At 70.0% G+C, this 23,664-nt stretch carries 12 protein-coding genes and 1 pseudogene; 6 read left to right on the top strand and 7 right to left on the bottom strand.

What is annotated here, in order from left to right; translation table 11 throughout:
• Positions 1 to 115: 115 nt before the first annotated feature.
• The 6 genes from ACWDZ4_RS32260 to ACWDZ4_RS32235 all read right to left on the bottom strand — a co-directional run bounded on the left by ACWDZ4_RS32260 (position 116) and on the right by ACWDZ4_RS32235 (position 7,584).
• Positions 116 to 319, bottom strand: a complete 204-nt coding sequence (locus ACWDZ4_RS32260; protein WP_451511936.1) for a hypothetical protein — start codon at positions 317 to 319, stop codon at positions 116 to 118.
• Positions 320 to 490: 171 nt separating this feature from the next.
• Positions 491 to 1,696 carry a helix-turn-helix domain-containing protein gene (locus ACWDZ4_RS32255; protein WP_451511935.1) on the bottom strand — a complete coding sequence of 402 codons (1,206 nt, stop codon included), beginning with the start codon at positions 1,694 to 1,696 and terminating at the stop codon, positions 491 to 493.
• Between the two features lie 156 nt (positions 1,697 to 1,852).
• Positions 1,853 to 2,944, bottom strand: a complete 1,092-nt coding sequence (locus tag ACWDZ4_RS32250; protein WP_451511934.1) for a hypothetical protein — start codon at positions 2,942 to 2,944, stop codon at positions 1,853 to 1,855.
• Between the two features lie 306 nt (positions 2,945 to 3,250).
• Entirely contained in the window at positions 3,251 to 4,357 is a 1,107-nt protein-coding gene (locus tag ACWDZ4_RS32245; protein WP_451511933.1) for a hypothetical protein, read from the bottom strand.
• Positions 4,358 to 4,955: 598 nt separating this feature from the next.
• Entirely contained in the window at positions 4,956 to 6,929 is a 1,974-nt protein-coding gene (locus ACWDZ4_RS32240; RefSeq protein WP_451511932.1) for an Ig-like domain repeat protein, read from the bottom strand.
• A gap of 337 nt (positions 6,930 to 7,266) precedes the next feature.
• Positions 7,267 to 7,584, bottom strand: coding sequence for a trypco2 family protein (locus ACWDZ4_RS32235; RefSeq protein WP_451511931.1), 318 nt, complete (start codon positions 7,582 to 7,584; stop codon positions 7,267 to 7,269).
• Between the two features lie 65 nt (positions 7,585 to 7,649).
• On the opposite strand from ACWDZ4_RS32235, the gene ACWDZ4_RS32230 reads away from it, so the two are divergent.
• From ACWDZ4_RS32230 to ACWDZ4_RS32205, 6 genes and pseudogenes are all read left to right on the top strand, one after another.
• A complete protein-coding gene (locus ACWDZ4_RS32230) occupies positions 7,650 to 9,410 on the top strand; it encodes a trypsin-like peptidase domain-containing protein (protein WP_451511930.1) in 1,761 nt (586 codons plus the stop codon).
• Positions 9,407 to 11,923, top strand: coding sequence for a tetratricopeptide repeat protein (locus tag ACWDZ4_RS32225; RefSeq protein ID WP_451511929.1), 2,517 nt, complete (start codon positions 9,407 to 9,409; stop codon positions 11,921 to 11,923). Before ACWDZ4_RS32230 ends, ACWDZ4_RS32225 begins: the two co-directional genes overlap by 4 nt.
• Complete coding sequence (locus ACWDZ4_RS32220; RefSeq protein ID WP_451511928.1) at positions 11,920 to 13,332, top strand: VWA domain-containing protein; 1,413 nt, start codon at positions 11,920 to 11,922, stop codon at positions 13,330 to 13,332. The genes ACWDZ4_RS32225 and ACWDZ4_RS32220 overlap by 4 nt, the downstream gene beginning before the upstream one ends.
• Positions 13,329 to 14,366 carry a hypothetical protein gene (locus tag ACWDZ4_RS32215; RefSeq protein ID WP_451511927.1) on the top strand — a complete coding sequence of 346 codons (1,038 nt, stop codon included), beginning with the start codon at positions 13,329 to 13,331 and terminating at the stop codon, positions 14,364 to 14,366. The genes ACWDZ4_RS32220 and ACWDZ4_RS32215 overlap by 4 nt, the downstream gene beginning before the upstream one ends.
• Positions 14,363 to 15,676, top strand: a complete 1,314-nt coding sequence (locus ACWDZ4_RS32210) for an extracellular solute-binding protein (RefSeq protein WP_451511926.1) — start codon at positions 14,363 to 14,365, stop codon at positions 15,674 to 15,676. The genes ACWDZ4_RS32215 and ACWDZ4_RS32210 overlap by 4 nt, the downstream gene beginning before the upstream one ends.
• A gap of 61 nt (positions 15,677 to 15,737) precedes the next feature.
• Positions 15,738 to 15,993, top strand: a pseudogene (locus ACWDZ4_RS32205) (tyrosine-type recombinase/integrase); the annotation flags it as partial.
• 634 nt (positions 15,994 to 16,627) lie between these two features.
• On the opposite strand, the gene ACWDZ4_RS32200 reads toward ACWDZ4_RS32205, so the two are convergent.
• Positions 16,628 to 23,491, bottom strand: coding sequence for a polymorphic toxin-type HINT domain-containing protein (locus ACWDZ4_RS32200; RefSeq protein ID WP_451511925.1), 6,864 nt, complete (start codon positions 23,489 to 23,491; stop codon positions 16,628 to 16,630).
• Positions 23,492 to 23,664: the final 173 nt, after the last annotated feature.

The raw sequence follows: 23,664 nt of genomic DNA, 5'->3' as shown, positions 1-23,664 counted from the left end.
CGGACCGGACAGACCAGGTGCCGGTGCACGGTGGCGCCGGCGCCGGATGCGGCGTGGATCTCGTGCATGCTGTACGGCTCGCCCGGCCTGATCGGCTGGTCGCATTTGCCACAGATCACTGGGGTGCCTTGTCGCCGTGGCTCTTGCAGGCGCGGGGGTACCACTGGGTGACGTAGTCGAGGATCTGGATCCGGCGCGGCCCGAGGTCTACGGCGGTCGCGGGGGTGAGAGTGATGCCGCACCGGACGCAGTCCGTGCCACGCTGCTGGCGCTGAGACAGAGTCTCGATGGGGGGTAGGTCCCTGACAACGGTGCTCACGATCCGCTCCCTCGGCTGCGATGGGAGCGGCACCGGCCTGTCTCTGGCGGAGTGGGGCCGGTGCCGCCCCATGCCCATCACGCTACGAAAGTGCGCGATCACAGCCCAGTGACGTAGTGCACCAGTCGGCCCGTCAATTCTGCCGCAGCTAGGACGAGTTGTCCTACCCGCCTACAAGGTCGGGTCGACGCCGAGGCGCGACGCGAGACCACGCAGCGGGGAGTTCCGGCGCCGCTCCGCCTCGAGCATCTCCCGCACCGTCGCTGCGGCCAGGGTCTGGAAACGGATCCATTCCGGCTGCTCCTCTTCGACCGCGAGCAGGTCGGCCAGGGCCCCGTCGAGGTCGCCGGTCTGGTAGCGGGCCTGGGCAACGTCGACGCGGTGAGACGCGGCGTGCACGGGGCGGGTGATCGCGTCCAGGTCCACGCGTTCGGCCAGCTCCAGGGCCTTGCCCGGCTTGCTCTCCTGCCCGGCCAGGGCCACGTTCACCTGCTGAGTGCGTACGTCCGTCACCGAGAACGCGGAGCCGTATATCCGCTGCGGGCCGCTGCGCACTGCGGCGGACTCGGCGAACGTGAGGAGCTGCTGGGCGTCGTCGTGCTGGTCCCGGCGCGCGGCCGGCGTCGCAGCAGCGATCAGAAGGTTGCCGTAGACCGCCCACTGCGACGGCGACGACCGGCGGAAGCTGGGCTCCAGCGCGTCCGCCTTCCGCTCCGCGACGGCCTGCGCCTGCTCCCACCGGCCCTGCCGCAGGAGCACCCACGACAGGGTGGACACGCCCATGCCCTCCATCAGCGGATCGCTCGCCCGCTGCGCCGCAGCCAGCTGCTTCTCCACCGCAGCGAACGCCCAGTCGCTGTGACCAGCCTGCGTCGCCAGCGATGCCGCGAGCTGGTAGGCGAGCGCGAGCTGTTGCCACACCTTCTCGTCGTCGTGCTGGCGGGTGACGGCCTGCCCGTCGCGAAGGAGTAGCGGTAGTACGCCGGACAGCTCGGAGTAGCCGCCCCGCCAGTACAGGCTCGTGGCCGCTTTCACGTCCGCCGTCCACGCCCCCGGATCCGGCGGGTCCTCCACGTCGTCATCGGCCAGGACCCCGGGGAGGGTGCCGATGTCCTGGATTGCGTCGCGCAGGGCGAGGAGGCCGCCGTCGTCCTGGAGTTCTTGGGTCACGGTGGGCTGTCCTACCAGGCGCTCCAGTTGCACGTCGAGGGCGCGCGCGAGTGCGCGTAGCGTGTTGATGCGTGCGGACTGCCGGATGCCCTGCTCCAATTTGCGGACGGTGTCCACGGAGACGCCGGCGCGCTGGGCGAGCTGCTCTTGGGTGACGTCGCGGAATTCGCGCAGGCTGCGAATGCGGTCGCCGATGGTCGTGGTCATGTGCACCCCCGCCAGAGGACTGGGTGTCTACGCTACGCCCGGCGTGCGGCGTGCGGCAGGGGGTTCACCGGGCGTACCGCAGCCGAGTGGCCCGCCCAGAGACGCGCGAAGGCGCCCCCTGCCCTCCCCGGAGGGAGAACAGGGGGCGTCGTGTTGTCAGGCGGGTGCGATGGTGGTGATCGTTCCGTTGGAGCCGCGCCACTTCAGGGCCCCGCCCTCGGCGTACAGCACGCCGCCGCCGGTCGGGTTGGACGCGGGCGCGGTGGCTGCGTTGCCGACGGCCACGACGCCGATCCCGCCGCCGGGCGACGTGCTGTTGAGGGACAGGCTGGACGCGGACACCGAGCCGCGGCGGGCGACGAGACCCGGCCCCAGCGTCACGTTGCCGGTGGAGCGGCTGACAGTGATCGGAGTGTCGACCAGCGTGCCCGCGTCGTCGTAGCGCACCAGCTGCCAGTTCGATCCGGCGTTGCTGCCGGTCTCCGACTTGCTCGTGCTGCGGATCGCCCACCGCCGGTACTGCGGATCACCCTCCGCGTCGCGGCTGAAGACGAGGCGCTTCTCCTCGCCGTTCGGTGAAGTCAGCCGCATCTCCTGGCCGTTGGTGCAGCAAACCACGGAGTCCGCGAGATTCGTGGCGATGAGGGTCTTGTCGAGGCCCGCGATGGCGTTGTCGACGAGGGGGTTGCCGAACCGGACTTCGAACCGGGTCTCGATGCTGCCCGTGCTGCTGGGGGTCTCCACCGGCCAGTGCTTGTGGTTCGACAGGTGATTGTTCGCTTCCCAGGGCGCCCCGGCCCACACGGCGGGCTTGAACGAGCCGACGGGGTCCCGGTTCGCGTCGTAACCGGCAGAGGGGAAGTACCAGGCCTCCATCTGCTCGGAGTCCTTGCGCATCACGAAGTGACGAATCGTCTCTCCGTAGGAGCCGACGTCCGCCCGCTGGTACGAGTAGAGATTCAGGCGGCCGGTGGAGTCGTGCTGCCCGGCCTGCCCCTCGTCCTCACCGCCCGCGAACGACAAGGGGATGGACAAGCTTTCGACGGCCCCGGCCTGCCCGATCGGATACCCGGCCGATACCCCGTGGCAGTCGACGACGAGCCGCCCGCTCGTGATGTCCACCGGGGCGGTGAAGTGCCCGCCGACCAGGAACGCGGTGCCCTGCTCGACGACCGCGACTCTGGTCAGGCAGTCGTCGAGGAAAACGTCGATCGCGGTGACCGTGGCGGTGATGGCGTTCGACGTCACCGGCGACCGGATCAAAACCAGCTGGGGAGTACGGAACCCCGAAAAGCTCCGGCCCTGGACGACGGGCTGACGCGGGCTGATCACCGGCAAGGGCCGCGTGGAACGGATCCAGCACGCATCGGGCCGGGAAACGCCGCGAGCACGCGAGAGCAACCGAGAGGCATTTCCCAGGTCAGGCACACCGCATCCCGGGACCGGCGGTGATCCCCGGACCGGCAGACCGGCACGGTCACCGCAGCGTCGTCGGCACGTTCCGTCCCCGGTCCCAGTCCCAGTCCCGGTCCCAGTCCCAGTCCCGGCTCCCGCTCACGACCGCGTCGCGGTCCCGCACCCTTCGTCCGCGGCCTCGCGCATCCGCTCGGCCATCGAGGCACTGCGGTCGTACGGGTCGACCCCGGGGCCGTCGCCCGCCCCGGTGCCCGGCTGTCCGGCGGCGAACTCCGGGGTGAAGTAGCCGGTGACCGTGTCGCAGCCGCCGTTGGTCGTGTGGGCCTTGTACGAGACGAGGGAGAAGGTTCCCGGCTCGGTGATCACCTTCGCGGGGTCGTCCCAGTTCAGCACCACCTCGCGCCGCACGATCGTGCGCGCGACCTCGTCGCTGTCCGCCGCCGCCCGCGTGAGCGGGTACACGTACGTGACGTCCGCGGCCACCTGGAGGGCGCCCCGCTCGCCCTCCCGGTACGTGATCCGGCCCCGGGTCCTGACCACGTCCCCGACGAGGCGCACGTGCGCCTCGTCGAACCGGCTGAAGAGCATCAGCGGGTCGTTCTTCCTGCTCGGCGCGCGGAACGCGGTCGCGAGAAAGTCCTGGACGTCCTGCTGATGCGGGTTGATCAGCGCGATCGCCCGTCCGGGGCGCGCGCCCCGCAGCACGCCCGGATCCAGGCTGGACGCGGCGAGGAAGTCCCGGGTCCGGCCGAGAGCCCGCTCGACCTGTGCCGTGCTCATCCACCCGGTCGCTCTGGCCGCGGGTACTGCGATCCCGGCCGTGCCGCTCGCCCAGCGCGCCGCGGGCGATCCCCTGAACGGTTCGTCCAGCGTGGGACGCCGGGCCGCCTCCGTGGGGGGCGGTCGGTCCGGGCGCTTCGACTCCGTGGCGAGCGGCCCGCCGGTCCCACCGTCAGCGCCGAACCATCCGGTGACCCGCCCCGGGATCAGCGCCACGGCCAGCAGGACGAGCGCGGCCAGCAGCGCGACCGCGTACCAGCCCTTCAGCCGCCTCGGCCGGGCCGGCGTGTACGTGCGCCACGCCTCTGCCCTCGCGGGCTCCTCGCGCAGCCGCCGCGCCACGGCCCGGGCCCGCGCCGAGGGCTCCTCGGGTGCGTCCGGCACACCGTCCGCAGACTCCCGGAGGAACCGCTCCCACTCCTCGTCGGACACGGACGAACCGCCCTGGTCCCCACCCGCGTTCACGCTGAACTCCTCACGTCCCCCACCGCTCCGGCACCCCGGGCCGTCATCCACCGCATGATCGCACGGCGGCTCCTGAGCCGACCGTCCGGCATTTCCCACGTCAACAGCAGTGGTCGCTCGCCATGGAGAAGAAGGCCGGCGCCGCTTGTGGCGCGCTGGTGCAGTACGCGGCGCACGAGCACTGTGGCGATCGGCTCACCGGTGTTTTCCGCGTACGCCGACCGCTCCTCGACTTCGCGCAGCGTGCCGGCCGGGACCCGTGCAGGGGATGGCGTGGTGTCGCGCGGCTCTTGGCCGTAGCCCGGCGTAAATGCCCTCATTCGGTTGCGCAACGGTCTGCGCAGGCGTCGCCGGACGGGGTCGGCAGCCATGACTGCTGGTTTTCTCAGCAGTGAGGTGCGGAAAACTTCCCGGCTCAGGGAGCACAGGCCCGAATCCTGCTGGGGCACCAGCGCGAAGGCCCCGGCCGATCGCGGCCGGGGCCTTCGCCGTCGGTACGGACCGCGCGGCCTTCGGGAGGCGCCGACGGGCCCGAGGGCGCGGCTGCGGCCCCCACGGGAGCGTGGCAGGCCGCAGCGGAACGGTGGTTCAGGCGTGCCTAGTTGGTGAAGGTGAAGTACTTCCAGGCCGCGTGCGCCGTGCTGTTGACGTTGTCACCGGAGGAGCCGTTGACGTACGACGAGCGCATCCGGGCACGGATGCCGGACTCGCCCGGCGCCTCCAGCCTGACGGCGGACTTGCCGTCGGTGCCCAGCGCGAAGTACTCGGACGTGGAGGCGTACCAGGTGCCCTGGTGGTAGATCTCCAGCTCGAACCGCTGCTTGCGGCCCGAGTAGTAGTTCATGGTCGTGGTGAACAGCGGGTCGGTGCTCTTCCGGAAGTAGTAGTACGTCGTGGAACCGATCTTGTCCGTCTTGTAGTGCTTGGTGACGCTCACGGACACCTTCGCCTTGGCGTACGCGGTCGACTTCGCGGTCTTGGAGGCGTAGCGGGCGTCGCCCGCGAAGACGGCGGTGACGACGGTGTCGCGCGTCATGTCCACGGTCGCCGACAGGTTGCCCTGCGAGTTGACCTGGGCCTTCTTCAGCAGCTTGTTCGGCTTGTCGGAGCCGTAGGGGTTGGCGTAGATCTCGACGACGCGGTTCTTGTACGTCGTACCGAGGTGCGCCGTGAAGGAGACGTCGGTGCCGTACGTGTAGACGCCGCCGTTGCGGTTCAGCGTCAGCGAGGGCGCCTTGCGCGAGACCTGCACCGTGCCGGAGCCGGAGGCGGGGGCGTGCGTGGCGTCGCCCGCGTACGCCACCTTGTAGGTGACCTTGCCGCCGGCGGGCGGCGTGTCCGTGAAGGAGAAGGTGCCGTCGGCCTTCGTGCCGGCGGCGGGCAGGGCCTTGCCGCTCGGGGACTCGACGTCCGTACGGGTCACCTTGAGGGCCGCGCCCGCCGGGAGCGCCGTCTTCGAGGTCAGCTTCCCGGTGACGGTGAGCTTCTGGGCGCGCTCGGCGCTGGTGGGAGCCGACACCTTCAGAGCGGGAAGCTCCTTGGTGGGGTCGGTCAGGGCGCGCAGGGTGAACGTGCCGTAGCTGTTCTCCGACACCGCGAACACCCGGCTGCGGTCGGGCGCCCAGGCCAGCGCGCCGGGGACCAGGGTGTCGCCGCCGCTGCTGGTGCCGGTGTTGGGGAACTCGTACTGCCGTGTCGGCTTCGGGTCGCCCGCCCGGTGGATGTGGACGTCGGGGGCGTACCAGGAGAAGGAGCCGCCCGCGACGGTGCCGTCGGGGGCGATGGCGATCGCGTTCGGGTACGCCTCGGTCGGATAGCTCGCCACCTCCTCCAGGCTGGTGGTGGAGTAGGCGGGGAAGCCGTACCCGTACCCGCTGCCGTCCCAGGAGGTGAGGACCTGGGTGCCGTCGGGCGTCAGGTCGAGCTGCTTCACGCCGGTGTCCATGCTGCCCTGGACCCGCAGCGCCGCCCCCTCGGCGGAGACGTCGTACACGGCGAGCCGGCCGCCGGCCCCCGCCACCAGGACGCCCGGCGCGGCCGGGTCGGCGCCGAGGAGCGGCGTGGCGCCGAGGAAATCGGCGCCCGCGTTCTGGTCGAGCTTCACGAGGGGCTCGGCACCGGAGACGTCGAGCGACCCGATGCGCGACCCGTAGCCGAACCACAGGCGGCCGTCCACGATCTCCAGGCCGGCCGGGGCGTCGGCGCCGGTCAGGTCGTAGCTCGCCGTCTGCGTGTACGTCCCCGTCTCCACCGAGACGATCCGGCCGGCGTCCTTGACGGCCGCGTACACCTGGCCGGAGTCGGCGGACAGCGCGAGGCCGGTCACGCCGGGCAGGCCGGTGAGGGTCGCCTTGACGGTGCCCGCGTAGTCGGTGACGACGATCTTGCCGCTGGTCGGGTCGGACACGTAGACCCGCTGGTGGGTCCCGTCCACGACGAGGTCGCCGACCGACTTCACCGACAGGACCTTCGCGGAGTCGGCCGCTGCCGGACCCGCTGTGCCCGCGACGAGCGCCGCGGAGCTGAAGAGGACCGCGAGCGCCGTCGCGGTCGAAATGCTGCGCCTGCGCACAGTGATGAAACCCCCACAGAAGGAACCCGGCGATCGCCGGGTGGGCATGAGAAGGCCGCGCGTCCCCCCTCGCGCCGACCATGGGCGCGTGGAGCGCTGCCGAGAGGGGTCAGCGTATGGCATGCCAATGACAGTTGAGGTCCGGGTTTCCGCTGCGACCCGCGTGACGTCTTCGGCCGCGTGACGTCTTCGGCCGCGTGCCGGGCGGACGGGTGGGGCAGGCGTGATTGACCTCGCCTCTGGGCCCTTGCCCCTGGGGTCCTGTCCCTGGGGCCTTGCCCCTGGGGCCTTGCCCCTGGGCAGAAACCACGGTCGCCGTCGTCGGGCCGCTCCGGGTTCAGCCCTCTTCCGGCTCGCCCCCCACGTCCACCGGACCGCCGTCGTCCCGACTCCAGGGCTGCAGTTCCACCTGGATGCGGTGGGTCGTGTCGTTCGCCGTCGTCCTGCCCGCGTCCGCCGTGATCACTCCGATGCGCAGGCCGCCCTTGCCGCCGGTCTCACGGCGGACCTGGACCTCGAACTCCAGGTTCACCCTTTCCACCCGGAAGCGCATGCCACTCGCTCTTCCCCGGCGCTGGGCCACCTCGAGTTCTTCCCGTACCCGGCTGATCACGTCGGCCAGTTCCACGCCCTGCGTCCGGTCCTCCGCGTTCACCCTGCCCCCATCCCCCACTGACGCCGAGGTCTCATTGTCACCCGTCGCGACTATGCTGGTACAGCATGGGGGCGCTGATCAGTGAGACCAACTTCTCCACCGATCAAGAGACTTGGCGCGTACGGCTGCGCACCGACGACCCGCGCGGCCGAGTGCTCGGGGCCGGGGTGCTGCTGCGGGACGGGCTCGTTCTGACCTGCGCGCATGTCATCCGGATCGCCGGGACCGACCAGCACCAGCCGTCCGTGGTCGTCGAGTTCCCGGGCTCCGGCGGGGCCGGTTCCGACGGCCTGCGCGCCACCGTCGTCCCCGGCCACTGGGTCCCCCGCGCCGACGACCACACCGGCGATCTCGCCCTCCTCCGGATCGCCGGGCCGCCCCCCGTCGCCTCGTACGCCACCCTCCACCGGCTGCCCACCCTCTGGAATCACCGCGTCCACTTCGCCGGTTACCCCTCCCGCCTCACGGGCGGCAAGTGGGCCGAGGCGCTCATCAAGGGGCCGGGAGGGCCCGGTGACGAGTGGGTGCAGATCGATCCGGTCACCGAGGCCGACACCATCATCCGGCGCTTCAGCGGCGCCGGAGTGGTCGACAACCGCACCGGCCACGTCATCGGGATCGTCGTCAGCAAGCTCGAATCGGACCGCGAGGGCGCGCACCACCGGCACGGCTACATGATCCCGACCGGCACGATCGTCAAGCACCTCGGACGGCTGCGCGAGGCCGAGCCCGGGCGCTACATCGGCGGCCGGCCCCCGGTCCCCCCCGGCTTCCCCGACGAACCGGGCGACCCCGCATCCGCCCCCCTCGCCCCCGACCTCGGATTCGCGCGCTGGCTCACCCGCTGGCTGGCGGGCGAGGACGACATGGCCGACGTGGAGATCGCGTTCGTACGGCACGAGGACGCGGAGGCCGACTTCGCCCTGCGCACCACCCTCACCCGCGCCGACCGCGAACGCTCTCCCCGCACCTCCTGCGCGTCGTACAACGGTCACGGCGACACCGGCCCGGCTCCGCGCGCCGGCAGCATCGACCTGGCCCTCGTCGTCAGCGACAAGACCCCCGCGCAGGTCGCCGAGGAGATCGCCGAGGGCATGGGGCTCGACGGCCCCGGCCCCCTCCCCCCGTCCGCCCGCGTCGCGGCCGACGCCCTGCCGCTGACCACCGTGGTCTGCGGCGTGGACGAGGCCGCCCGGCCGGTGGAGACCGTGGAGCTGCTGCACACGCTGGTACGGCGCGGCGGGCGGCTGCTGCTCGTCTTCCGGCAGCTCGACTCGCCCGCCCTGCGCCGTACGCACGAACTCCTCCTCGATCCGGCGTGCCCCCGGCGCTGGCTGGAGCGCGTCGGCCGCCGGATCGCCGTGCTAGCCCGTACGGAAGAGGACGCCCGGGACCTGCGCCGCCGCGCGGCGAGCTGCGTCAGCCCGCTGCCGCGCCTGCCCCGGTACGCCCCTGACCTGGAGCTCAAGGCGGCCCGTCTGGAGGCCGATCCGCAGCAGGGCGCCACCGGTTTCCTCGTCAAGCTGTCGTACGTCGAGAGGACCGCGGAAACCGCTCTGCTGGAGGCGGAGGCCGCCCACCGGCTGCTGGCCCGGCAGCTCGCCCGCCACCAGGAGCTGCGGGGCCTCCTCGACGGGTACCAGGCACGCCTCGCCGCCCACGGCATCACCGAGGCCGCGGCCTCGCTGCACCAGGACGCGCAACGGCTGCTGACCGGCGGGCCGTGCGAGCCGGCGGTGGCGGAGGCGGCGGTCGACCGGTTCGTACGGGAGGCCCGCACGGCGCTCGAAGCGCACCCGGAGACGGGGACGGAGGAGGGGCCGTGAGGGCGTGTCCGCACCCCGAGTGCACCGGCAGGGTCACGGAAACCGGCTTCTGCGACCTCACCGGCCTGCCCGTCGAGGCCGAGGACGAAGGGGGCGCGGACGGCGACGGTACGGGTAACAGCGGCGCGGGCGCCGGGTCCGGCGGTTCGGTGGGCCCGGCGCCGGTGGGAGCCCCACGTCCGGAGCCCGCCGAGCAGTTCGTGCTCTCCCGCGCCGGTGACGGTCTCATGGACCTCCCCCGCGTCGAGGTCCCCGACCCCGCCCTCCTCGTCGAGCCCGCCGAGGACCGGTCCCCCGCCCACGTCATGCGGTGCGGCAATTCCGACTGCACGGAGTTCATCGGCGTCGTGGCCTCCAGAGGGCTCTGCGCCTGCGGCACGCCGTACGCGCTCCAGCCCCAGCTGTCCGGCGACGACGTGCTCGCCGACCAGTACCAGGTCGTCGGGCCCATCGCCCACGGCGGCCTCGGCTGGGTGTACCTCGCCGAGGACGCCCAGCTCTACAACCGGCCGGTCGCCCTCAAGGGCCTGCGCAATCCGCACAGTTCACTGGCGCGCGAGGTCGCCCTGCGCGAGCGCCGGCACCTGACCGACCTCAACCACAAGGACATCATCCGCGTCATCAACTACGCGACGCACCGCCCCACCGGCACCGACTACATCGTGATGGAGTTCGCGGGCGGGATGGCGCTGCACCAGATCGCCGAACGCATCAGGCGTGACAAGGAGCCGTTCGCCGGCCCGCGCGTGCACGAGTTCATCGTCAGTTACGGAATCCGGATCCTCGACGCGCTCGGCTATCTGCACACGTACGAGCGCAAGGTGTACGGCGACATGAAGCCGGACAACGTCATGCACTGCGGCGACGGCATCAAGATCATCGATGTGGGGGGCGTGCGGGAGTTCGGGGCTCCCGGTCCGTACACCGACCTCTACAAGGGCCCCGAGGTCGAACCGGACGGCCGGGCGTACCCCCAGTCCGACCTCTACAGCGTCGGCATGACCCTGCGCGAACTCACCGACTCCGCCCGCCACCCCGCCCCCGGGCTCGGCGCCGAGTCCCTGAAGCGCGCGCTCGCCCGCGCCACCGACGAAGAGCCGCGCAAACGGTTCGCCACGGCCGCCGAGATGTCGCTCCAGCTGCGCGGCGTCATCCGCGAACTGCGCTCGCTGCGGCTCCGCACGGAGACCTTCGAGCCCTCCCGGCTCTTCGAACCGGCGTCGGCCGCACTCGACGGCGGCCTCGGCGAGGCCCCCGTCCTCGACCGCTGGGCGTACGGCGCCCACCGCCTCCCGCTGAACGCCGCGCGGCCGTCCCCCGACGAGGTCGCGGTGGGCCTGCCCGTGCCCAGGACCGACCCCGACGACCCCCACGCGGCGTCGCTCGCCCGCATCTCGTACGACGCGCCGGGCCTGCTGCAACTGCTCGCGGGCTGGGAGCCGTCCGTGGAACTGCACCTGCTGCGCTGCCGCCTGCACCTCGGCCTCGCCCGCCGCACCCGGCAGCGCGCCCACCACGACACGGCGCGCGCCGAACTCGGCCTGGCCGGCGGCCTCGTCGGCGCCATGGCACCGCACGACTGGCGCCTGCACTGGCACGCCGGTCTGCTGCACCTCGGCGACGACCGGATCGACGAGGCCCGCGAGGAGTTCGACCACGTCTACGACTCGCTCCCCGGCGAGTACGCCCCCAAGCTCGCCCTCGGCTACTGCTACGAGCGGCTCGGCCGGCCGGACCGCGCCAGGGCGTACTACGAGGCGGTGTGGCTGCGCAACCGCTCCCTGGGCAGCGCGGCCTTCGGACTCGCCCGGATCCACCTCGCCGCGGAGAAGCGGAAGGAGGCCCTGGAGATCCTGGAGCGCGTGCCCAAGGACTCCCGGCACCGGACGGCCGCGCGGACCGCGATCGTACGCGTCCTGGCGGGGCGGAGGTTCCCGGACGGTTCGCCGCCGCCCCTGGAGTCCCTCGTCAGCGCGCTCGCCCGGGTCACGCAGCTGCGGGAGGAGGAGGGGCTGACGGACCGGCACGCGGTGCTGCGGCTGGAGACGCACATCCGGGAGGTCGTCCTCGACTGGGTCTGCGGCGCGCCCGGCGGCGAGGAGGGCAGAGCGAAGCGGCTGGCGGAACTCCGCGAGCGCGTCCAGAACGGGGAACTCACCGAGAACAGGCTGCGCAGGCGCCTGGAGGAGGCGTACCGGGGCCTCTCTCAGCAGGCGGGCGACGTGCGGGCGCACGCGCTCCTCGACCTGGCCAACGGGATACGGCCGCTGCGCTGGACATACAAGGAGCACGCATGGCTCAGGACGGCACAGAAGGTGCGGGAGACACGGGAGATACGAGAGGCGTGGAAGGTGTCTCAGGCCCGGGAGGCACAGGGACAGCAGGGGCAGCAGGGGCAGCAGGGGCAGCAGGGGCGACGGGACCCGCAGGAGCCTCGGGAGCCGCTGGAGTCACGGGAGCCTCAGGAACCGCGGGAGTCTCAGGAGCCTCAGGAACCGTCTCCCTCGAAGTGAGCCAGCAGCCCTGTGTCTCGGTGGAACGCGGAGCCGAGGGCGGGACGCGCATGTGCGCCGTGGTGACCGTGACGCTGACCCCGGGGGACGGGGCGGGGGCGGGGGCGGAAGCACCCGCCCCCGCCCCCGCCAGGGCCGAGGTCCTGCTCCTCGACTGCTCCGCGTCCATGGGCTATCCGCGCGAGAAGCTCTGGGCCGCCCAGGACGCGGCGGCGGAGGCGGTACGCGCGCTGCCCGACGGCACGTACTTCGCGATCGTCGCCGGACGCCACACCGCGGAGCCGGTCTACCCCGCGAAGACCGGCGCTTCCCCGGCCCTCGTACGCGCCGACGCCGCCACCCGCGAGGAGGCGCAGGAGGCCATGAGCCGCCTCGCGCCGAGCGGTGGTACGGCCATCGGCAGCTGGCTCGCCCTCGCCCGCCGGCTGTTCGGGGAGCTCCCCGGCTCCGCCGTCCGGCACGCGCTGCTGCTCAGCGACGGCCGCAACGAGCACGAACAGCACGACACCCTCACCTCCGAACTCGCCGCCTGCTCCCCCCTGTTCACCTGCGACGCCCTCGGCATCGGCGAGGACTGGGACCCCGACGAGCTCCAGCTGGTCGCCGGCAGCCTCAACGGCAGGGCCGACGCCGTACGCGATCTCGACGCGCTGCCCGCCGAGTTCCGTGCCCTCGCCGCCGAGTCGGCGGCCCGCCGGGTCACCGGTCTGCGTCTGCGCCTCGCCCACCGCCCCGGCAGTGACCCGCTGACCGTCCAGCAGGTCCATCCCACCCGCCGCGACCTGCTGCCGGACCGCGTGACGGCCGGGGACCGGTGCCTGGAGTTCCCGATGCCGCCGTGGGGCGAGGAGACCCGCGAGTACCTGGTGTGCGTCGCCGCCTCCCGCACGCCGCAGGAGCCCGTCGACCGACCGTTGTGGCTGGCCGACCTGAAGGTGGTGCGGGATCCGCGGGCCGAGGGCCCGTCGCCGCAGCTCCCGCCCGCGCGGCCCCTGCTGGTCCGCTGGACGCACCACCGCGACCTCTACAGCAGGTACGACCCCAAAGTGGCGCACTACGCCCACCACGACGCCCTCGTGCGCGGCCTGGAAGAGGGCCGCGCCGCCCAGCGCTCCGGTGACGCGGCGCGGGCGCGCGCCGCCTGGGGCGAGGCGGTGCGCCGCGCCCACGCCATGGGCAACGAGCCCATGCTGCAACGCCTCGGCGATGTCGTACGGATCATCGACGCGGCGGCCGGCGAGGTGGAGATCCGCCCCGACATCCGCCCCCTCGACATCAACTCGGCGATGGTGCTGCGCTCCCACAGCACGATGCTGCCGTCGCGGAGGGAACCGCAGCGAAAGCCGCAGGGCAGGCCGCGGGGCGAGTCGTCGGACAGGTCGCCGGACAAGCCGCGGGACTCCGGGTGAGGGGCCTCGCGCGCCGGTTCTGGCGCTCGGCCACCGGAGCCGACGGCGTCACCACCGTCGGCTACCTGCACCGCCAGCTCCTGTGGCTGCTCACGCTCACCGCCGTCGGCGGTGCGACGCTCTTCGGCGCGTACGACGAGATCCACAGCGACTCCGTGGCGATCCGGGACCGCACCGGGCCCGCCGTCGTCGAACTCGCCAGGGCCCACACCTCCCTCCGGCAGGCCGACACCACGGCCCGCGACCACCTGCGCCACCGGGCCCGCGACCACAGGTGGCCGGACATCCTGGCGCGCGGCGAGGAGTACCGGACCCAGCTCGCCGAGGCCAGGAGCAGCCTCGCCCGGGCCGCCGCGACGGGCGCCCTGAACCGCGAGGACCAGCAGACCCTGCGCATCGCGTCCGGGCTCGTCGACAGCTACGCCCTGCGCATCGACGGGGCGTGGACCCAGTCGGACAAGGCGCACCTGAGCCTCGCCAACCTCTCGTACGCGCAGACGATGATGCACGCCCGCACGTCGGGCATCCTCGCCCGGATAGCCGCCCTCCAGGACCGGCAGAGCGCCGCGCTGGACCGCCGGCAGGACTGGGGCGTCGCACCGCTGCTGGCCTGGCCGGTGGCGGTGACGGCCTGTCTGCTGCTCGGCGTACGGCTGGTCGGCACGCAGGTGTTCCTGCGGCGGCGCTTCCGGCTGCGGCTGAGCGTCCCGCTGGCGGCGGTGACGGTGCTGCTGGCCGCCGTTCCCGTGCTGGCGTTCGGGACCTGGCAGGCGCACCGGAGCCAGACGCTGGCGCAGGAGGCCGCCGGGCTGCTGGCGCCGGCCGGCACCCCCGGTCAGCAGGCGGCGGCCGTCGCCGCCGCCGAGTCCGGGATGGAGAGGGCGGTACGGGAGGGGAACGCCGATGTCTGGGTCCCGGGCGCGGGCTTCGTTCCGCTCGCGGCCGTACTGATGGCGGGGGTCGTCGTGGGGACGCTCCAGCCGCTCCTCGTCGAGTACGCCGTCCCCCGGCGCCCCGCAGGAGGTCACCGGTGAACCGCCCCAGCCGTTCCAGCCGTTCCAGCGGTTCCAGCAGCCTCCGCCGCCCCCGCCGCCGGACGGGTCTCCGGCTGCTGCTGGCCTCCTGCCTCCTCGCCGGGCTCGCGCTGGCCTCCGCCGCGTGCGCCGAGGAGCCCCGCCCCGCCGTGAGCGTCCTCGGCCCCTGGACCGGCGACGAGGAGGAGAGCTTCGAGACGGTGCTCGACCGGTTCAGGAAGAAGTACGGGATCGAGGTCGACTACCAGGGCACGACGTCGCTGCGCGAGACGCTCCTCGCCCAGGTGCAGGCCGGCTCGCCGCCCGACATCGCCGTACTGAACAGCCTCGGCGAGCTCACCGAGTACGCGCACGACGGCGAGCTGGTGCCGCTTCCCGACGAGGTGCGCGAGCGCTCCCCGCTGCCGTGGGCCCCCGAACTCACCGTCGACCGGCGCAAGAACACCTACTGGACCCCGGTGAAGGTCGACCTCAAGAGCGTCGTCTGGCACTACCCGGACCGCTCGGCCCGGCGGGGCGCCTGGTGCCTCGGCATGGGTTCCGGCGCGACCTCGGGATGGCCGGGCAGCGACTGGATCGAGGACATCCTGCTCCAGCGGTCGGGCCCGGCGGTGTACGAGCAGTGGGCGACCGGCGAACTGCCGTGGCGCAGCCCGGAGGTCCGCGGGGCGTGGAAGACCTGGGGCCGGCTCATCGCCCCCGGCGGCAGCGGCACGCAGGCCGCCGCCGCCCTCGCCAACGACTTCCAGGGCAACGACGGCAAGGGCCTGCTGGCGGCGGACGGCCGGGGCTGCGCCCGCGAGCACCAGGGCAGTTTCGTCCGGCGGCTGTACGGCAAGGACATCGCGTTCGTCCCCACCACCGAGGCCGTCCCGGAGCTCGCCAACGACCGGAACGCGTACGAGGTGGCCGGTGACATGGCCGCCCTGTTCCGCGACACCGAGAGCTCGCGGTCGCTGCTCACCTTCCTCACCGGGGACCCGGCACGGGCCACCTGGGCGCGGGCGGTGCCCGAGCGCAACCGGCCGTTCTTCCCGGTCTCCGTCGGTGCGTACGGCGACGCCTGGGCGAACCGGGCCGTCGACGAGACCCTGTCGGGCGCGAAACGGCTGTGCACCGACGCCTCGGACGTCATGCCGCCGGAGCTGCGGGGGGCCTTCCACCGCGCCGTACTGGAATTCCTCGCGGCGCCGGCGGACCACGACCTGCTGGAGGGCCTGCTGGAGCAGCTCGACGACGAGACGGAGCGCCACCACGCCCAGAACGCCCCCTGGGTCCCGTCGGTGTGCGCGGCGCCGGTGGGGGAGTAGCGTCCGAACGCACCACAGATATTTTCCCAAATACCGACAATCTGATCGAAATGCGCATTTCAAATCCGTCCTGGAGCGCGCCGTCCGCGAACGATCTCCTGCACAACATCGCCAGGAACGCCAAAACGAGCACGCCGAGCACGCACCGCCTCACACCGCTCACAGCCGCCGAGGCTCAGCAGCTCCTTCAAACGGCCAAGACTGACTGGCTGCACGCGCTGTACGAACTCGCTCTGCGCACCGGACTCCGCAAAGGCGAACTCCTCGGTCTCCACCGAGAAGACCTCAACCTCAACGGGCGATGCTCACATCGGCGTCTACACCCGCGTCCGACTCTGCCTCCAACGCCAAGCCATCGACACCCTGGGCGACGCCCTCAGCTCGACCGACAACGGCATCGACGATCCGCCCGCCACAGCAGCCGTCGGCTGACGTTGCCATCAGCCTTGCGGCCAAACGCAACGCCAGCCCCACCGGAAACAAGTTCCGGTGGGGCTGCTCCGTTTCAGTTCATGGCACGGCCAGGGGGAATACGAACCCCTACCCAAACCACAAACGTTATCTTGAGAGTGAGCCATCCCATCGGACTGCAGGACTATTGGAGGCTAGCCAACCCATCACGCGAACATTTTCACGCCCCCGCAGCCTTGACAGCCCAAGAACCTTCCATGGGCTGACATCCAGGCTCATCCAGACTGCCTGATTACTGCGGTCCAGCAGAACCAAGATGCATCGAATATCCGAAGATTTCAGGCGAGCATCGGTAACTGGAACTAGATAGCAGCGCCCATACGCGTCTTTTCGCTCCGCGAGCCAGTCGCGCTTCCCCTTGTGGGCAAGCCCTCTAGTGGCTGCCACACCCATAAGGATATCAGCCGACTGGAGAGAAAGCCGCCTCACGTGGCGGTTCGCCAGGGCTACCGCAGCCCTCCGCACATATAGACGCATCGTTTACCGCCAACCCCGGATATATATTGGGGTATCCCAGGAAATGGACCTTCTAGAGTCAGAGGCACGAGAAATCAACTCAGCCATTCGATGGTTCCCCTCCATCATCTGTCCGTCGCCTCCAATCGTCATGAAGCTGCGCGCCTCATCGTCCGGATCAAAGACGGATCTCAGCAGGTCTTCATCACTCTGCCCCTGAAGCATCCCCCTCTTCATCGGGTCGTAGGTCCACGCGTCGTTCTCGTCAACCATGTCATGAGCGATCCCACGGAGATCACCCACAGTCGCATTCGGGTCCGGAAGGCTGGGCTTATTCCGCTTCCCGAAGAGCTTACTAAGGAAACCCCCCTTCCCTTCACCACAATTCGAATTGTGAACCAGGACCGGCGTCTCGCCCGCCAGCACATAGTACGTGTGCAGGCCCTCGATGGTGAGGTTGTAGGTGCGGGCGCGGTCTTCGTACTGACGGGTGTCGGTGACCTTGACTGTACGGCCGTCGTCAGTGCGGAGAGTCATGCCGGGCTTAAGGTCGCCGGCCTCGATCCAGTCATGGGCGGAGACGGACCAGAAGGGGTGTTCGTAGGTGGCTACGAGCTTCTCGTTGCCACCTGGCGTGGCAATCGTCAGTTCGGTGAAGTGCTTGTCGTCCTCGGTGATGATCGTGGCGGTGACTTCACGTTCGCTGGTCTCGCCAGTTTTCGGGTCGGTGGCGAGGACCTTGTCTCCGACCTCGATGTCCTCAATTCCCTTGGCGTCGCCGTTGGCCGTGAGAACGCTGGTCCCGGCGAGGAAGCATTTGCAGCCGGGTGGGGCTTCGGACTTCTTGACCTTCTTGGCCTTGAAAAATTTGGCTAGTTTGCCGGCCTTCAACAAAGGAAGGTCGGTAGACGCCCAGAGGCAGCTTTCGCCGTGGCGTTCGGAGAGGCACTTACGCCACGCCTCGGTGTCCGGCACGACCAGGGCAACAATGACCTCAAAGGGCTTCGATGACGGACAGTCAATTTTGAACCCTCTACCGTGCGTGCATGTCCTTGGCGCTTCAGGAGCGGGGGTAGTGACCGTGACTTCGACAGTGATCCCCCGGGTGCCGGTGCCGGTGCCGGTGCCAGTGCCAGTGCCAGTGCCGGTGCCGGTGCCGGTGCCAGTGCCAGTGCGAGTTCCAGTGTCGCTGGGCTTCTTGCTGGGCGGTGTGCGCGGGGCGTCTCGCGGGTCGGCGCCGCCGCCGGGCATGTACAAGCCGGTGGGGTCGCTGAAGGTGATGGGATTGTTGTTCGAGTAGGCGTAGCCGTTGATTTGCTGCGGATTCGCGAGGTCCATGATCGGATCAATGGAGATGAACCGGCCGATGGAGGCGTCGTATTCGCGGGCGCCGAGGTGGATGAGGCCGGTGGTGGCCGTGTCGTCGGTGCCGCCGACGAAGCTCTTCGTACCGGGCCAGGTGGGTGCGGGGGTCCCGCGGGTGCCACCGAAGGGCAGGGTACGACGCTGGGTCATGGCGAGGTCGGCGGTTTTGACGGCGATCTGGCCGGTGCCGTGGTGGTCGGCGAGGGTGAGGGTGATGCTTCCGTCGTCGGCCTGGACGGCCTGGTGGCCGTTTCCGAGGTCGATGTAGCGCGTGGCTTTGGCCTTGTCGGCGCCCTTGGACAGAACCAGTTCGGTGTGGCCGAGGTACAGCGTGGTTTCGCCGCCTGTGCGGGCGATCAGACGGTTGCCGTCGGCGTCGTACAGATACTCGGTGACCTCGCTGGTGCCGCCCTCGACGGGCTTGGTGACCTTGGCCAGGTGGCCCTCCGCGTCCCAGTCGAGGGTCTGCGTGTCGCCGCTGACCATGCGGGTGCGGGTGTTACCGGCCTCGTCGTAGGTGTAGGCACTCCTTGACGTGCCGCTGGGCCCGGTCTGGTTGACCTCGTCCAGAGTGTGCGGCTGCGAGGTTCCAGGGGCGGGGTAGCCGTAGTCGCGCTTGATGTCCTTGGTGCTGTCGCCTGCGAGGTCGTGCAGAGTTTCGGTTTTGCGGTTGCCTGTTTTGTCGTAGGTGTAGGAGTGCCAGTACGGGGCCACCCCACCGGTCGTGCCGGCGGAGGGTTCCGTCGAGCAGGTGCTGTCCGCCTCGGTCCATGCCTCGGTCATGCGACGGAGGTAGTCGTAGGTGAAGCACTGGTTGTCGGTGCCGGAGCGGGAGATGTCCGCGACGGACAGGATGTTGCCGGCCTGGTCGTAGTGGTAGGTCTCGTTGCGGTCGACGCCGTTGACGCCTTCGCGGTCCACGCGTGAGGCGGAAAGGCGCTGGGTGCCCCACTGGTAGTCGTTCGTGACCTGTGTCTTCTTCGCTCCGGCAGCGGTGGAGGCGAAGGTGTGCTGCAGCGGCTTGCCGGTCAGCGAGTAGCCGGTGCTGGTCTCGAATCCGTCCCCCAGGAGGGAGACGGGCCGCAGGGCGTCGTCGTAGCCGTAGGCGTACGAGCCGCCGGGCAGGGAGCCGGCTGCCGAGTAGGAGACGCCTGCTACCAGGCCGGAGGGCTTGTAGGAGGTACCGGTCTGGTAGGTGCCGGCGAGGGCGCCTTCGGAGGCCGGGATCACCACGGCAGTGCGTTGCGGCCGGTAGAGCGAGTCGTACTGGGTGATGCGGGTGGTGTAGGCGTTGGTGCCCACGTAGCGGGTGGTGGAGGCGAGCTGACCCTTGGCTCCGGTGACGGTGTCGTAGGTCCATTCGGCGCGCAGAGTGCCGGTGGCGCTGCCTTCACGCAGCTCGGTCTGGCGGCCGAGACTGTCGTAACCACGATAGAGGGTCTTCTTGTACCCGTCAGTGTCCGAGACGATCTTGCCGTGGTCGGTGGTGGTGACGAGCTGACCGCGATCGTCGTACGTGCTCCTGGTGGTTCCCTTGTCGGGATCCACCGTCTCGATCTGGTGGCCGAGCTGGTCGTAGGCGTACTTCCAGCTGTTGCCAGCCGAGTCGGTGACCTGGGAGAGCTTGCCGTCGGGCGTGTGCTTGTAGGTGGTGGGATCGTAGGCGGCAGTGGCGCTGCGAGAGTGGTGCTGGCGCAGTTCTGTGGTCTGCCCGCGGGCGTCGTTGAGGGTGGTGGTGGCTGTTCCGCCCTCCGGTGGAATGACCGTGGTGCGGTCGCCGTCGTAGAGGGTCTGGGTGATGCCGAGGACGGTGCCGCCGTCGCCGTTGCCCGCGATCTGCTTGGACTCGGTTTCGCGTCCCAGCCCGTCGTAGGTGTGACGGCTCTGGGTCTCCACGCTCAGGGCGTTTTCGGGGGCGAAGAGGTCCCGACGGGGAGCACCGGTCGTGTAGTAGGAGGCGAAGGTCTTGGCGACCTGGCCGCGCTCGTCGTAGAAGGTGTCCGTCAGCAGGCGTCCGCTGTCGGGGCCCACGGCCTGGGTCTGGCGCGGGCGCAGCATGCCGTCGTAGATGGCGTACGAGGCGATCTGGGCACCGTTGTTGTCCAGGGTCTGGGTGCGGACAGCGGTAGCCCGGCCTTCTTCGATGAAGTAGTCGAAGGCGTAGGAAGGGGTCAGGGAGGTGGCCCGGTTGGGCAGCCAGATTTTGGCTGAACGGCCCAGCGCGTCATAGGTGAAGGTCGTGACGCGGTTGTTGGTGTCGGTCTTGGTGGTGGGCTGGCCGCGCAGTGCGTCCAGGGCGAGCACCGTCTTCTGAACGGTGGTGGTGTCCGCGGGGTCGGCGGGCGGGGTGGTCGAAGTGACCGTAGTGGGAAAGCCTGTGTCGGGGCTGTAGGTGGTGGTCTTGGTAAGGCCGTCGGTGCGCGCGGCGCGTGCCGGGGCGGCGGTGCCGGCGACAGTGACGTTGGCGGTGAGGTCGGTGGTGGTCGTCTCGCGGCCGTAACCGTCGAAGGTGGTGCCGGCCTCCAGATAGGTGGCGGTGGTGCCGTTGTGCTTCTTCAGTGTGGCGGTCGCGGTCTCGTCGCCCTTGGTGGGGGCGGCTCCGTAGGCGAGGCCGTCGTAAGCACTGCGGACGTCGGAGATGACGTCGGTGGCACGGTTGGGTGTGGCGTTGCCACAGTCCGTCGCCAGGGTTTCGACCTGCGAGGTCAGAGTGAGGAGGTTCGCTGTCGTGTTGGTGGCGTAGGTGGTGCGGGTGCACTGGTTGTCGGTGGCGGTGGAGGTGTCACCACGGTCGTCGAATTCGACGATGCGTCCGGCGACTGTGTCGTAGGTGGTCGACTTGGTGGTCGTGCGCCATTTGGTGCCCGCGCCGTTGTCCAGGGAGGTGTGGGTGGTGGAGTTGGCGGTGCCGGTGAAGTTGGCGGTCACCGTGCCCCAGGCGCGGACCTTCTTGGCCGTTTCGTGGCGCCAAGGACGCTCGATGGTCTTGGAGAGGATCTTGCCGCCAGAGCCTGAGTAGTCGACCTTCTTGTATACGAATCCGGCAGCGGCTTCGTGGTCGGTGATCGGGTCGCCCTCGCCCGTGGCGAGGGCGACGGTGACGGACTTCGTGGTGTCACCGGAGGCGTCCTTGCGGTCGCCGTGCATGCCGCGCAGGAAATAGGTGTCCTGCTGCGTCTTCATGGCGGTGTCCCCGCCCTGGCCACCGGTCTTGACCCGTACTTGTCCGTAGCCGCGCCACTGCGACCAGGTCTTGTACTTTTCCTTGGTCAGGCCGTCGTCATCGTCGTAGTGCCATGCCCCGCCATCCAGGTAGGAGTAGGCGGTCACGGCATCTGGAGCGCCGCCGGTGCGGTCGGTCGCGGTGACGGATTCGACGACGTACTTGTTGAACCAGTGCTGCTCGGGGGCTTCGGTGTCACTGCCGCCGAGCAGTTGTGGGAAGCAGCGGGTGGTGTTGGTCTGCGGAGTGGGCAGGGCGGCAGCGTTGCATGCCTCGGAGGAGTAATTGACGTCGATCTGGCCCCCGTGCTCATCAGCGATGGTGGACAACCGGGCCTTGATGAAGGGGGCGTAGCCGTCGCCGGTGGTATCCATCCGGTTGGCCAACTGCGTGTAGGCGAGCGTGGTCTTCGGCAGCGTGACCGGCGTGGCTGCGGTGTGACCGGTGCGCTGGATGGAGTCCAACAGCAGCTGGTAGTCGATGTCGGCCTGGCCCCAGCGGTGGGCCAGCGCCCAGGAGTCGACCTTGGCTTGGGTGCCGTCGGCCTGCAGGACCTGGGTGGTGATGCTGGTCAGCCGCTTGCGGGTCCAGAAGCTGGGGGCCAGACGACCCTGATCACAGTCGGTTCCGGCTGTGCAGTTCATGTCCCACGGTGTGTCGTACCAGTAGAACGAGTCCGTGCCGATCGAAGAGCAGTCCGTCTGGCTGTTGGGAATGCACCGCTCGGAACTGGTGAAGTCGACCTTGGCCAGTGACTTGGTGCCGTACATGGAGCTGGACTTCAGGCCGTACTCGATGCGGTCGAGGTAGCCGCCGCGGGTGTAGGGAGTGTCGTCGGCGGCCTTCAGGTTGCGACCGTAGTGGTTGGTCTCTTTGTTGTAGTAGTACGCCATGGCGTTGCCGTGGGTGTCGACCGCGTAGTCGAGGTTCCAGCGCCATGCCTGCTGGCACCAGGACTCGGCGAAGGTGGCGCCGTGGCACTTCTCGCCGTCATCGTCACCGTAGACGGGAACGGTCCAGGTGGAGTCGGTCGCCTCCTTGCCGTCGGCCCAGCCGGGCAGACGGTGGTAACCGAAGTAGTAGCGGGCACCGTCCGGTGCGGTCAGGCGCCAGTACTCACCGTCGTTGTCGCCGTTGCCTCGATTAGTCGAGGTCAGGCGGTTGATGAGGGTGCCGTCGTCCTTCTTGAGCTTCCACTCGTTAACCGTGCCGGTGGGGACGAGTTCACCGCCCTTGCCGTTGAAGTTGATGAACGCGTTGTCATAACCCCAGCAGAGGTCTCCGGGCTTGTTGCCGTTCGCGTCCTTGATGCCGTCGTCCGCGCATGGCTTGTAGCGGCGCTCGATAAAACCGGGCGACAGGTCGAATCCGTCACCGACCCAGGAGGACTGGCTGTTGGTACCGCCAGTACGTCCGTCGACCGTGCCCGAGGAGTACGACAGGCCTACCTTCGGGGCCAGGTCACCCGGCACTTCCGGCACCGGAATGTCGTATGCCCAGCCGAAGTCACCGGAATTGAGGTCGGTGCTCCAGGTCGAGGAGGGGGCGAGGGGTGTTGCTTTGTAGTCGCCCGTCTTTCCGGTGTCATCAGCGACCGCGGCCATGACCGTGGGCCCTGATGCGCTCAGAGGGACCGACTTGGCGGTCAGCGTCTGCTTCTCGGTGTCGTTGTCCGTGACCACAGGGGTGGCCGTGCGGCACGCTGCCTTGCCCGGCGTGCTGAGCACGCAGGCCGGCAGCTTCACCAGGGTCAGGCGGGAGGCATAGCCGCCGCCGAAGGACTCGGCGAAGGAGGAGTAATCCACCTGTGTGCCGATGGTCCCCTTCGTTTCCTTGTTACGGGGCTCGAGGCTGAACAGCAGGCCGTCGACGCCTGCCTTCCGGGCCGTACCGCGTGGAAGGACACGTGCCTCGACCTTGCCACCCGTGGCTTGCTTGGCATGCTGGGTGGAAGGCGTCTGCAGTCGCACGGGCAGGTTCTCGGCCTTGAGCTGCGCGCTGGTCCTCTTCGTCGGTTCGGGCAGTGTCACCACTGCCGATCCGGGCTTGGGCCAGGTGGCTTTCGGCTTGTCCTGCGGGGTCCGGGGGCCCTTCTGCGCAGTGCGAGGAACGTTCTTCTCGCTGTTGTGCCCGGCAATGGGTTTTTCTGATGTGGGCAGCCCCGGGAGGTTGCTGCCCGCCGCTGCCGCCGGAGTGAAAACCGTGGCCTGGAGGAGGGTGGCCACCATGACCGTGGAGGCGCCCAGCGCGATTCTGCGCCGCAGCCGCCCACCACGTCGAGGTGGCGATATGCCGTTCATCCCTTGATCAGTCCTTTGTCGAGTCAGTGCTCAGCGGTATAGCCGTGAGGAACACGGAAATGGCGACAGACGCAGGCGGTCGACAAGGCCGACGGAGGCGAGTGCGTCGGCGTGACGGGCATGACCGACGACCCGTACGCCTTCCCCGGCCTGCGGGACATCAGCGAGAAGAT

It is taken from the genome of Streptomyces sp. NPDC003016 (assembly GCF_053591455.1).
The sequence above is the reverse complement of the archived record's forward strand: the minus strand, read 5'-3'. Positions and strand labels throughout refer to the sequence as shown.